General features: G+C 51.6%; 6 protein-coding genes. 2 read left to right on the forward strand and 4 right to left on the reverse strand.

Annotated features, from left to right (window positions below; genetic code table 11):
* The first annotated feature begins 92 nt into the window (after positions 1 to 92).
* Positions 93 to 7,619, forward strand: a complete 7,527-nt coding sequence (gene sov, locus E0E47_RS07995; RefSeq protein ID WP_477623099.1) for a T9SS outer membrane translocon Sov/SprA — start codon at positions 93 to 95, stop codon at positions 7,617 to 7,619.
* A 316-nt stretch (positions 7,620 to 7,935) separates the two neighbouring features.
* Here the strand turns inward: sov and E0E47_RS08000 are convergent, their stop codons facing one another.
* Positions 7,936 to 9,417, reverse strand: coding sequence for a CCA tRNA nucleotidyltransferase (locus E0E47_RS08000; RefSeq protein ID WP_008625721.1), 1,482 nt, complete (start codon positions 9,415 to 9,417; stop codon positions 7,936 to 7,938).
* Positions 9,418 to 9,529: 112 nt separating this feature from the next.
* On the opposite strand from E0E47_RS08000, the gene E0E47_RS08005 reads away from it, so the two are divergent.
* A complete protein-coding gene (locus E0E47_RS08005) occupies positions 9,530 to 10,006 on the forward strand; it encodes a hypothetical protein (RefSeq protein ID WP_008625722.1) in 477 nt (158 codons plus the stop codon).
* A 97-nt stretch (positions 10,007 to 10,103) separates the two neighbouring features.
* Here the strand turns inward: E0E47_RS08005 and E0E47_RS08010 are convergent, their stop codons facing one another.
* From E0E47_RS08010 to E0E47_RS08025, 3 genes are all read right to left on the reverse strand, one after another.
* Positions 10,104 to 10,286, reverse strand: coding sequence for a DUF4250 domain-containing protein (locus E0E47_RS08010; protein WP_040602592.1), 183 nt, complete (start codon positions 10,284 to 10,286; stop codon positions 10,104 to 10,106).
* A 334-nt stretch (positions 10,287 to 10,620) separates the two neighbouring features.
* Positions 10,621 to 12,024 carry an RIP metalloprotease RseP gene (rseP, locus tag E0E47_RS08020; protein WP_008625725.1) on the reverse strand — a complete coding sequence of 468 codons (1,404 nt, stop codon included), beginning with the start codon at positions 12,022 to 12,024 and terminating at the stop codon, positions 10,621 to 10,623.
* 27 nt (positions 12,025 to 12,051) lie between these two features.
* Complete coding sequence (locus tag E0E47_RS08025) at positions 12,052 to 13,218, reverse strand: 1-deoxy-D-xylulose-5-phosphate reductoisomerase (protein WP_130893400.1); 1,167 nt, start codon at positions 13,216 to 13,218, stop codon at positions 12,052 to 12,054.
* Positions 13,219 to 13,231 lie beyond the last annotated feature (13 nt).

A 13,231-nucleotide genomic window follows, 5' to 3' on the forward strand; every position in this document is an offset into this window, starting at 1 on the left:
GCTTCATAGCCCAACGGAACAGCATGAAAAGAAACCTACAAAAGTGGCTCTACCTCATCCTTTTGGCCATCAGTGCCAACGCACTGGCGGACATGGGAGGTGCCGCTTTCTTGCATATACCCCGGAACGAGACCCCGGCTCCGGCCGAACCGGACACCATCCGGCCACGTTTCAGCGTGAAGCGGACGGTGCCCCGCGACGAAGACGACCTGAAAAAACGGAGCCTCGACCTGAAAGACCCGGACAACCTGAAAACAGATACCGTTTACGACCCGGCGACAGGCAATTACACCATCGGTACCAAAGTGGGCGACAGTTACCTGAACGCCCCTCTCCTGATGTCGCCGGAAGAATATCAGGAATGGAGCCTAAAAAAGTCCTTACAGAACTACTACCGGCAAAAGAACAGCGAAGCTTTCGAAAACGAGGGCAAAAACAAATTCGACTTCACGGACATGCAATTCGACCTGGGACCGGCTGAGAAAATATTCGGCCCCGGCGGCGTACGCATCAAGACCCAAGGTTCCGCCGAACTGAAAATCGGGGGCAACCTGAAGAAGACAGATAACCCAAGCCTATCGGAAAACCGCCGGAAAACCTTCGGATTCGATTTCGAAGAGAAAATCAACATGAGCATGAACGGCAGCGTGGGCGACAAAATCAACATGAACCTGAACTACAACACCGATGCCACGTTCGACTTCGACGCACAAAGCATGAAACTGCGCTACGAAGGCAAGGAAGACGAAATCATCAAGTTGATAGAAGGGGGTAACGTCTCGCTTCCCACCAATTCCTCGCTCATCAAAGGCGCTTCCTCGCTGTTCGGCCTGCGGGCTGACCTGCAATTCGGCAAACTGAAACTGCAAACGGTCGTTTCCCAAAAGAAATCGGCCTCGAAAAGCGTGTCGTCCAAGGGCGGCACACAAACGCACAATTATGAGTTCTCGGCCACGGAATACGAAGAGAACCGGCATTTTTTCCTCGCCCACTTCTTCCGTGAACATTATGACCAGAACATGAGCAAACTGCCCACCGTCATGTCCGGCGTGACCATCAAACGCATCGAACTTTGGGTGACGAACAAATCGGGAAGCTATGAAAGCAACCGTAACATCGTGGCCTTCACCGACCTGGGCGAACATGACCATATCTCCAACCCGATTTGGAGCAAAGGCAACGTGCAAGTGGCCGCCAATGCCGCCAACACCCTCTATTCGACCATGACCACGCAGCATGCCGCCGCACGCGACATCAGCCAGACATCGAGCGACTTGGACGCCATCGCGGGCTTTGAAGGCAGCGTGGACTATGAAAAGCTGCAAAGCGCACGCCTGTTGTCTTCTTCGGAATACACCGTAAACAATTCATTGGGCTACGTGTCGCTCAACTTTACCCTGCAACCGGACGAAGTCCTGGCCGTAGCCTTCGAATACACTTATAACGGCACAACCTACCAAGTGGGCGAATTCTCGGCCGACCTGACCGACAATACCCAAGCCTTGTTCGTCAAGGCCCTGAAGAACACCTCGAACACACCGCAGATGGGCAACTGGGACTTGATGATGAAAAACGTGTACAGCTTGGGAGCCACAAGCACGCAAAAGGAGAAGTTCAAGCTGGACATCCAATACCAAAGCGACTCCGCCGGGGTGTACGTGTCCTACATTCCCGAAGCCAAGTTCAAAAGCACCAAACTTTTAAGAGTAATGAACTTAGACCGCTTGGATGCCAACAACCGTCCGAACCCCAACGGACAGTTCGACTACGTGGAGGGATACACCATCAACAAAGGGCGCATCTATTTCCCCGTGACCGAACCTTTCGGAAGCCACCTGCGTAAATATTTGAACGATGAGGCCTTGGCCGAGAAGTATTGTTTCGACGCATTGTACGACTCCACCAAGACCATGGCCAAGCAGATAGCGGAAAAGAACAAATTCCTGCTCTCCGGAGAGTACAAGGGAAACAACGGTGCCGAAATCAGCCTCGGAGCCATGAACGTGCCACAAGGCTCCGTGACCGTCACGGCCGGCGGGGTAACGTTGGTGGAGAACCAAGACTACACGGTGGATTACTCCATGGGCGTGGTGACCATCATCAACCAAAGCATCATCGACGCAGGTACGAACGTGAGCGTGGACTTTGAAAGCAACGACAACTACGGCATGCAGCGCAAAACGCTCGTAGGATTCAACTTGCAATACGACGTGAGCAAGGACTTCACTTTCGGTGGGACGTTCATGTTCCTGAACGAACAGCCGCTCACCACAAAAGTAAACATGGGAGAAGAACCTTTGAAAAACACCCTGTGGGGTGTCAACCTCTCGTGGAAAAAAGAAAGCCAATGGCTGACCAACCTGATAGACAAAATACCGCTCATCGATGTGACAGAGCCTTCGCAAATCAGCTTTACCGGGGAGTTCGCCCAACTCATTGCCGGGCAAAACAAGAAGATACAGGGGTCGGCTTCCTACATCGATGACTTCGAGAACACGAAAAACGGCATCAGCGTGATGCAGCCCACCAACTGGATGATTTCCAGCGTGCCCTCCGACTTTGAAGAAAGTAAGCTCGTCAATGACGTGCGCGGAGGATACAACCGCGCCCTGCTGAGTTGGTACACCGTGGATCCGCTTTTCACGCGCCAAAGCTCCTCGCTCACGCCCGCCCATATCAAGAGCGACTTGAACCAACTTTCCAACCACTATGTGCGCGAAGTGTACGAACGGGAACTCTATCCCAACAAGACGCAGACCAGTTACAACTCGGCTGCTTCGCTCCCGGTCATGAACCTCGCATTCTACCCTACCGAACGGGGAGCCTACAACTTAGATCCGAATCTGGACTACAACGGACGGCTCACCAACCCCAAAACCCGTTGGGGCGGCATGATGCGTAAATTGGATACCAACGATTTCGAGACGGCCAACATCGAATACGTGGAATTCTGGTTGCTCGACCCGTTCATCTACACCCGTGACAAGGGCGGCGATTACGGGGGGGACTTCTATCTGAACTTAGGCGAAGTGAGCGAGGACATCCTCCACGACGGGAAGAAATTCTTCGAAAGCGGAATGCCCATCGACGGGAACTCCAGTTACTATACGGAAACAGCGTGGGGACGCGTGCCCAACACCACCAGCGTGGTCTACGCCTTCAACAACGAGTCCGGAGCGCGCGAGCGGCAGGACATCGGGTTGAACGGACTCAACAGCGAAGAAGAACGCACGTTCGGTGCCTACCGCGAGTTCCTCATGGCCGTACAAGGGAAAGTAAGCCCGCAAGTGTACGATTCGCTGATGAACGACCCGGCCGGAGACGATTACCATTACTTCCGGGGGTCGGACTACGATGCCCAACAACGCAGCATCCTCGACCGTTACAAGTACATCAACCTGCCGGAAGGCAACTCGCGGTCGAACGAAAATGCGAACGAATCGTATGACACTTCATACAAGACCACGCCCGACGTGGAAGACATCAACCAGGACTACACGTTGAACGAGTACGAGAAATATTACCAATACAAAATCAGCATCCGTCCGGAGAGCTTCGTCGTGGGACAAAACTATATCGTGGACAAACGCACGGCGAGCGTCAAGCTCCGCAACGGCAACACGGAAGAGGTGAACTGGTACCAGTTCCGCGTACCGCTTACCGAATACCAAAAGAAAGTGGGCAACATCAACGACTTTACGAGCATACGGTTCATGCGCATGTTCCTGACCGGTTTCGAACAGCCCGTCATCCTGCGTTTCGCCACGTTGGACCTGGTGAAAGCCGAATGGCGTTCCTACGAACAGGCCCTTTATGCAGGAGAAATGCCCTCCACGACCGGAAGCTTGGAAATATCGGCCGTCAACATTGAAGAAAACAACGACAAGACACCGGTGAACTACGTACTCCCTCCGGGCATCAGCCGCGTAGTGGATCCCTCACAAAGCCAACTGGCAGAAGACAACGAACAGGCCCTCTTGCTGACGGTCCGCAACTTGGCCACAGGAGACGCCCGTGCCGTGTACAAGAATACCAACTTGGACATGCGCCAGTATAAACACCTCCAAATGTTCGTACATGCTAACGCGTTGGCCGAGAACGTAACCGAAACGGAAGACAACCAGACCAGTGTCTTTATCCGCCTCGGTTCGGACTACAAGAACAATTTCTACGAATACGAAATTCCCTTGAAGCTGACGGCTGCCGGACGGTACGACACTTACTCCGCCGACCAGTGCCGTGCCGTGTGGCCCGAAGAGAACATGTTGGACATCGACCTCTCGGTGTTTACCAAAGTAAAACAGGCACGCAACCGCGAAAAGAGCCTCGGCAACACCAACCTGACCACACTCTTCTCCGTCTACGACGACAACAGGCCGAACAACAAGGTAAGCGTCATGGGTAACCCTACCTTGGGAGAAGTGAAGACCATCATGATAGGCGTGCGCAACAATGCCCGCGAAACCAAGTCGGTGGAAGTATGGGCCAACGAGCTTCGCCTGCAGGAATACAGCAACGACGGCGGATGGGCAGCACAAGGCTCCTTGAACGTCCAATTCTCCGACCTCGGCTCCGTCAACCTGACCGGGCACATGGAAACTGCCGGATTCGGAGGCATAGAAGACAAAGTGAGCGAACGCAACCAGGAGGACATGTACAATTACAGCATCACGACCAGTTTTGAACTGGGCAAGCTGCTGCCGGAGAAAGTACGCTTCACGGCTCCCATTTACTATTCGTTCAACAAAGAGGTCGTCAAACCGAAATACAATCCGCTCGACACGGACATGTTGTTGGAAGACGCCCTCGACGCTTGCACCACGGAACACGAAAAGGACTCGCTGCGAAGCCTGACTACCACGGAAACCACGAACAAGAACTTCAGCCTGAGCAACGTGAAATTCAACATCGCCACGCCCAAACACCCCATGCCCTACGACCCTGCCAACTTCTCGTTCAGCTATTCGCACAGCGAGTCTAACAAAACGGGCGAAACCACGGCTTGGGAAACGGAAAAGAACTGGAACGGAGCGTTCAACTACAACTATTCTCCCGAATACAAGCCTTTCGAGCCGTTCAAGAAGATGATTAAAAGCAAGAGCAAATGGTGGGACATCATCCGCGACCAGAACTTTAACTACTTGCCGCAAAACATCAGCTTCAACACGAACATCCTGCGCAACTATTACGAGTACCAGGAACGGGACATCGAGAATCTGGAAGACCCAACGTCGCTCCCTCTCTCCTTCTCCAAAGAATTCCTGTGGAACCGTGATTTCAGCCTGAAATGGGATTTGACCAAAAACCTTCATTTCTCGTTCAATTCCGCCACCCATGCGGAAATCGAAGAACCGAACGTTCCGGTCAACAAGGACCTCTACGCCGACCAATACCACGCATGGAAAGATTCCGTATGGCACAGCATCAAGGGTTTCGGTACGCCGCTTGACTACCAACAGGACTTTACGGCCTCCTACAAAGTGCCTTTGGAGAAAATCCCGTGCTTCTCGTGGATTTCGCTTGACGGGAACTACACGGCCAACTATTCCTGGGAACGCGGCATGGAACTGGAAGACGGGACTTCCTACGGCAACACCATCAACAACCAACGTTCGGCTACGATAAACGGGCGCTTCAACCTGGAAACGCTGTATAATTTCTCTTCTTTCCTGAAAGAGGTCAACAAGAAATTCTCGGCTAGCGAACGAAAGAAAGCCAAGGACAAAAGCAACCGTGAACGGGAGAAGGCCAAGGCACAAAAAGAAAAAGAGAAGGAAGCTGCCGCCAAGGGAAAAGACGGGCAAAACAAAGACGGGAAGGACAAACCGGGCAGCAAACCGGCAGACAATGCCAAAGGCACGGCCAACGCCAAGGTGAAAAACCCGAAGTTCAAGGGATTCGCCGGTGAAATCACCCTGAAGCCCGACACGACCGTGGAACTGGCGCACAACCAAAAAAGCCGCCGCATACGCGTCACCGCCGTAACCGCTGCCGGACACCGCTACCCGATCAAGTTCAAGAAACTGGACAAGAACAAGATTCGCATCCTGAACATGGACTCCGTAAAACTGCGTGTCAACGTCATAGCCAAGACACCGGCCAGGGAAAAGCCCTGGTACCCCTACTTACAAGGAGCTACACGCTTCCTGATGATGGTGCGCAACGTCAGTGTCAGCTACCGTAACACGTTTGCCATGTCCTTACCCGGGTTCCTGCCCAACGTGGGCGACATGCTCGGGCAACGCACGGGCGGCGGCATGCAACCGGGATTGGACTTTGCCTTCGGTTTCACTGGCGAAAGCTATATCGACAAGGCCAACGAACGGGGCTGGCTGCTCAACAATGACAGCATCAGCACGCCGGCCACCACCAACGCCATGGAGGATCTCCAGATTAAAGCCACGTTGGAACCTATCCCGGACTTGAAGATTGACTTGAACGCCAGCCGTACGGTGAACAGCAACAAGAGCATACAATATATGTATGCGGGCATGCCCACCACGCAAAGCGGCAGCTTCACGATGACCACCATTTCCATCAAATCGGCCTTCGAAAGCCGGGGCGATGCCGGAAACGGATACAGCAGCAAGACATTCGCCCGTTTCCAACAATACCTCAACACGTTCCAAAGCCGTGTGGAAGCCCGCTACGCCAATGCCACCTATCCGGCTGCCACCGGGTTACAGGGCAAGTTCGACCCTGCCAACGGTACGGTAGACAAGTATTCGTCCGACGTAATGATACCGGCTTTCCTGGCCGCTTACACCGGGGGAGGTGACATCAACTCCCCGTTGGACATTTTCCCGAGCCTGGCACGCATGCTGCCCAACTGGACCGTATCCTACAAAGGCCTGGCCTACCTGCCTTGGATACGGGACCATTTCAAGAGCGTAACCCTGAACCACTCTTACAAGAGCATCTACTCCGTGGGGGCTTACAATACGTACAGCAGTTGGATGGAGTACATGGGCGACTTAGGATTCATACAAAACACCACGGACAATGCCATCATCCCAAGCAGCATGTACGACATCAGTTCCGTATCCATCAACGAAGCCTTCTCGCCTTTGGCCGGATTGGACATGACGTTGAACAACAACATGACTTTCAAGGTGGAATACCGCAAGACACGCGTACTCACCCTGAGTATGACCGCAGCGCAGTTGAATGAGGCGTGCAGCAACGACTTCGTCATCGGATGGGGCTATAAAATCAATGATTTCAAGTTCTCGTCCCTCTTTGGAGGCCGACGCAAGAAAGCCGGGAGGGGAAGCAACAACAAACAAACGAACGCGGCCAACAACCGGAACAATACCCGCAAGAGCGGGACTTCGGCAAAAAACAGCCGAGTCATCAGCCACGACCTGAACCTGCGTTTCGACTTCTCGTTCCGCAACCAAGATGCCATTACGCGCAACATACAGACTTCGCTGTCGGAAGCTACAAGCGGCAACAAAGCCATCAAAGCCTCGTTCAGTGCGGACTACACGATGAGCCGTTACGTCACATTGAGCCTCTACTACGACCGCCAACGCAACCAACCGTTGCTCTCGTCCAACGCTTATCCCACCATCACGCAGGATTTCGGGTTCAGCCTGCGGTTCTCGCTGACAAGATAAGCCCTCAACCTACCAACGATACGGCGGGGCAGGAAAGCATCCGGCTCCGCCGCATTGTTGGTTTCCCGTCCAAGAACTTTGTTTCACATGTATATGATTTTCATCGTCCCTCCGCCCCAAATGAAAATCTCCTGAGAACGGAATTTCATTCGGCTGAGAATGAGAAATCGTTTGGCTGAGATTGATTTTTCGTTTGGCGCAGAACGAAACGTCATTCTCTTCCGTTCGAGAACTAACTATCTACCCAACTGTATCACAGTTAATTAAAAAGAAAGCGGCCACCCATGGCAAAAGAAGCCACAGTCTCCTCCGGCTGTCAAACTTCTTCCTTTACCGATGCAGAAGGTGCTCCTCCTATTTCTGAAGTGCCAACCGGTTTAAGTCCCATCTTTACCGCCCGACGGAGCATGAACTCGTATGCCGCATCGTGCTCGTTCGGCACCACACCGTCGAGAATCGCATCCTTAATTGCACTCTTCAGGCTACCGACTTCACGGCAAGGAGGCAGTCCGAACACCGCCATAATCTCCTCTCCCGAAACCGGAGGCTGGAAGTTGCGCACGCGATCGCGCTCCTCCAAATCCACCAACTTGCGGCGTACCAATTTGAAATTGTCTAAGAAACGTTGTTTACGTTGGGCGTTCTTCGAGGTAATATCAGCCTCGCAAAGTGTCATCAAGTCCTCGATGTCATCACCGGCTTCGAACAACAAGCGACGCACGGCAGAATCTGTCACTTCCTCATCGGCAATGACAATGGGGCGCATGTGCAGCTCCACCATCTTTTGCACATATTTCATCTTCTCGTTCATCGGCAGCTTCATCTTCCGGAAAATGTCCGGCACCATCTTGGAACCGATAAAGTTATGGTTGTGGAAAGTCCACCCCGCCACAGGGTCAAAACGTTTCGTACGCGGTTTGCCGATGTCGTGCAAGAGGGCCGCCCAACGCAACCACAAATTATCCGTGTGCCGGCAAATATTATCGAGCACTTCAAGCGTGTGGTAGAAATTGTCCTTATGCGCACGTCCTTTTACCTTTTCCACCCCCTCCATAGCTGCCAACTCAGGAAAAATGAGAGGCAACAAGCCGCACCGGGCCAACTCCACGAAACCCTTCGAAGGCGTAGGGGTCATCATTATCTTGTTCAATTCATCGGCAATACGCTCGCGGGAGACAATCTTTATCCGTTCCCGGTTCCGTTCCAGTGCCTCGAACGTCTCTTCGTCTATATAAAAATTCAGTTGGGTGGCAAAACGCACACAACGCATCATGCGCAGCGGGTCGTCGCTGAAAGTGATGTCGGGGTCGAGCGGCGTACGGATGAGGCGGTCTTCCATGTCCCACACGCCGTCGAACGGGTCGACCAGTTCCCCGAACCGTTCACGGTTCAAACATACGGCCAACGCGTTAATCGTGAAATCACGGCGGTTCTGGTCGTCTTCCAACGTCCCGTCTTCCACCACCGGCTTGCGCGAGTCATGGCTGTAACTCTCCTTCCGTGCTCCCACGAACTCCACCTCCATCCCCCGGAACTTGACTTGTGCCGTACCGAAATTGCTGAACACACTCAGGCGTGCACCTCGCCCTAACCTGCCGGCCAGGGCCTTTGCCAAAGCTATGCCGCTCCCCACCGTCACGACATCGATGTCCTGCGAAGGACGCTCCAGAAAAAGATCACGCACATAACCGCCTACGACATAGCATTCCACACCCTGCTCATCAGCCACTTCCGATATTTGATGGAATATCTTTTTGTCCAACAAATGTCGCAAATCTTCCTTCGTCAAATTCCTCATTCTTCAAAAATACCATAAAATAATTGCAAAAATACGATTTTTTGCGCATCGGTTTGAATTATTCCCTCAAAAAATGGTACTTTTGTAAAACGAACTCTGTGACAAAAAGCCTATGAGAAAAGCATTATACACCTTATTGCTTCCTGTTATCGCCTGTTCCTGTACAGGCCAAGAAGATAAGGAAGAAGAATACGCAGGCCGTATGATCGATGCCGCGCGTACCTTAATGACAGAAGGAAACTACGTAGCTGCCAAAGACAGTATTCTGGCCATGCGTGAAACTTTCCCTACGGCCTTTAAAGCCCGCGCCACCGGCATTATCGTAATGGACAGCATCGAACTCCTTGCGGCACAAGATACGTTGGCCATAATGGACAGCACCTTGATGGCAGAACAGGAAATACTGAAAAAACTGGAAACAGAAAAACGACGGGGAAATAATGCCGAATATTACCGGCAACGCACGGAAGTATTCCATCTCAAACAACGTTTTGACGAACTGGGAGCCAAAGTCAAATTTTATCTGCGCAAGATTGAAGTGGACATGCTTGAGAACAAGCGAGACACGGGCAATAAGGAACAAGATTGAGCCACTACCCACTTTTTACATCATAAGGAAACAACGTCCCCTTCATAGCCGTTGCGGCAAGAAGGGGACGTCTACTATAATTGATTGTGTTTGTGTGTTACCAGAACTTATTGGCTGCCGCATTATATTCCAAACCGGCTTCGGCCATCTTGCCTTCCAATTCCTGACGGTCCACGTCCATATCATCGCATAAAGCATCGAGCGTCGGATAAAAATCACGCAACTTCATATTGATGAAACTCATCAACATCATCGGATCTTTCGGCATTTCTCTTTCCATCTTCTTTCTCTCCATCTTATCATTATAAATGTCCGTGCCTGACCGTCACCACCAACGTGCCTATGCAAAGCGCAGCCGCCACCAGACAAGCAAACAACACGTGCCATATATATGTATCCATCTGAAAAAATAATCTTTTTACCTTAAACAAACCGTAACCTAACGCGTATCTTTACCTTAAAACAATTACCTATTAATCTCTTTTTCGTGATACAAAGATACAAACAGGACGTTTATCCCGCAAGGATGAATAATCATTTAGAAATGAATTCCGGTAAATTCTTGACCTAAATCAAGAATTTACCGGAACGTTGTATCAGATACGACAAAGATGTTACAATAAGAACCTCACAATATCATTATAACAAGCCAACACCATAAGACCCATGATCAAAGCCATACCTACCACTTGGGCACGTTCGAGGAACTTGTCGCTAGGCGGGCGGCGAAGAATCATCTCGGCAACGAGGAACAGCACGTGACCACCGTCCAACGCCGGAATGGGCAGGATGTTCATGAAGGCCAGCATCAGGCTCAGGAAAGCTGTGGTTTCCCAAAACGTCAGCCAGTCCCACGTAGCAGGGAAAATGCTCCCGATAGTGATGAAACTGCCCACACTTTTCGCTCCGTCGGCCGTAAATAAGTACTTCAAGTCGCTTACATATCCGGAAAGTACATCTATCCCATGGGAAACACCGGCCGGAATACTGGCCCAGAAACCATAGTCAACCTTTATTGGTTTATAATATGCCGAAAGGGTTTGTTTCAACAATCCTAATTTGTAATCCGCCCCAAGTTCCAATGTAACGGTATCCGTACGAGTGCCATCTTTCGACTGGTAAACCACAGACAGGCGACTGAGACGCACGCTATCCTCATGGGACGGGCTTTCGGCCATCAAAGGTTCCATGCGTGCTCTCATAATTTCGTCAAAGTCGCTCCACGTAGCCACCGGCTTCCCATCCATCGCCACGATGCGGTCACCACTACGGATTCCGGCTTCATACACCGGAGAGGAAGGAAGAACAGAATCTATGACCGAGGGAATGAAAGGAACCATGAACGGCGGATTGGACTTGAGCATCTCCAACATGTTCATATCTTCCGGCATTGTCAAGTTTGCTTCCTTGCCCCCACGCAACACAGTCACTTCACGGGCTTCCGATACGGCACGGTAAACGGAACCGTCCCATTTCCGGATTTCTTCACCGTCCACCGCCAACAAGACATCCCCGTCACGGAAACCTAACCGTTCCGCTTGTTCGTTGAACTGATATCCCATCGTCATATCCTTGGCCGGAACATACTGTTCGCCCCAATGGAAAAGAATCATGGTGTAAATGAACAAAGCCAAAAGGAAATTGACTACTACGCCTCCAATCATAATGAGCAGGCGTTGCCACGCCGGTTTGGCACGGAACTCCCACGGCTGCACCGGTTTTTTCATCTGCTCGGTGTCCATGCTTTCGTCTATCATGCCGGCAATCTTCACATAGCCTCCAAAGGGAAGCCAACCGACACCGTACTCGGTCTCATTGTCCTTGCACTTGGGAAACAAACGGGTAAACCATTTGTCTTTCGTACTAAATAAGTGGAAATAAGGATCGAAAAAAAGAAAAAACTTCTCCACTTTCACGCGGAAGAGTTTGGAGAAAAAGAAATGTCCCCCCTCGTGAAGCACTACGAGAATCGAAAGCGAGAGCACCAACTGGAGGGCTTTAATCAATGTTGCATCCATGTAATATTGTGTTTGTTTTGTTTTTGTTTAACATGCCCCGACGTACTCTGCCGCAATCCGGCGTGCCTCGGCATCTGTCTGCAAATAATCCTCGTACGTGGGTTCCTTTATGAAAGAAGCTTCCCGCATCGTATTGGCTATCACATCGCTCATCTGCAAGAAACCGATACGATCCTCCAAAAAGGCACGGTTGACAACTTCGTTAGCCGCATTGACAATGCAAGGCATGTTCCCACCCTCGTACAAGGCTTCATACGCCAAAGCCAGATTCCGGAAACGACAGGTGTCCGGCTCCTCGAAAGTAAGCGTACCTATCCGGAACAAGTCCAACCTTTCGAATGAACTCTGCAAACGCAACGGATAAGAGAAAGCATATTGTATGGGCACACGCATGTCCGGCACTCCCAACTGAGCCTTGACCGCCCCGTCGGCAAACTGCACGGCACTGTGCACGATAGACTGTGGATGTACCACCACCTGTATCTGTCCCGGCTCGACGCCAAACAACCATTTGGCCTCTATCACTTCAAAGCCCTTGTTCATCATCGACGCGGAGTCGATGGTAATTTTCGCCCCCATCGACCAATTCGGATGTTTCAAAGCCTGGGCTTTGGTCACCATAGCCAACTGTTCACGGGAAAACGTGCGGAAAGGACCGCCCGAAGCTGTAAGGATAATCTTCTCCACAGGGCTTACCTCACCAGCCAGACATTGGAAAATGGCGGAATGTTCCGAATCCACCGGAATGATGTCTGCATGGTAATCATTTGCCAGACGGTTAATCAATTCTCCGGCCACGACCAATGTTTCCTTATTGGCTAAAGCTATGGCCTTACCGGCCTTTATGGCACTGATGGTCGGCTTCAATCCTGCAAATCCCACCATGGCCGTCAGCACCACGTCCACCGGTCTTTCCTGCACAATCTGGCAAAGCGCATCCGCCCCGGCATACACTTTAACGGGCAAGTCGGCCAACGCATCTCGCAGCACCTCATACTTGTCCTCATTGGCAATGACTACCGCTTCGGGCATGAAACGGCGTGCCTGTTCTATCAACAGCTCCACCCGGTTGTTTGCCGTCAGTACATACGCCTCATACAAATCGGAATGTTCCTCGATGACTTGCAAGGCCTGCGTCCCGATAGATCCCGTGGAACCTAATATCGCAATCTTTTTTTTCTCGTTCGTATTCATCCAAGGTATTATT

The sequence above is a fragment of the Paraprevotella xylaniphila YIT 11841 genome, from assembly GCF_900683745.1.
Classification (GTDB): Bacteria; Bacteroidota; Bacteroidia; order Bacteroidales; family Bacteroidaceae; genus Paraprevotella; species Paraprevotella xylaniphila.

Bases quoted from the DNA above. Each gene is read 5' to 3' on its own strand.
- rseP (WP_008625725.1), bottom strand. From the start codon at position 12,024: ATGGATGCAACATTGATTAAAGCCCTCCAGTTGGTGCTCTCGCTTTCG.
- E0E47_RS08025 (WP_130893400.1), bottom strand. From the start codon at position 13,218: ATGAATACGAACGAGAAAAAAAAGATTGCGATATTAGGTTCCACGGGA.
- E0E47_RS08000 (WP_008625721.1), bottom strand. From the start codon at position 9,417: ATGAGGAATTTGACGAAGGAAGATTTGCGACATTTGTTGGACAAAAAG.
- E0E47_RS08010 (WP_040602592.1), bottom strand. From the start codon at position 10,286: ATGGAAAGAGAAATGCCGAAAGATCCGATGATGTTGATGAGTTTCATC.
- sov (WP_477623099.1), top strand. From the start codon at position 93: ATGGGAGGTGCCGCTTTCTTGCATATACCCCGGAACGAGACCCCGGCT.
- E0E47_RS08005 (WP_008625722.1), top strand. From the start codon at position 9,530: ATGAGAAAAGCATTATACACCTTATTGCTTCCTGTTATCGCCTGTTCC.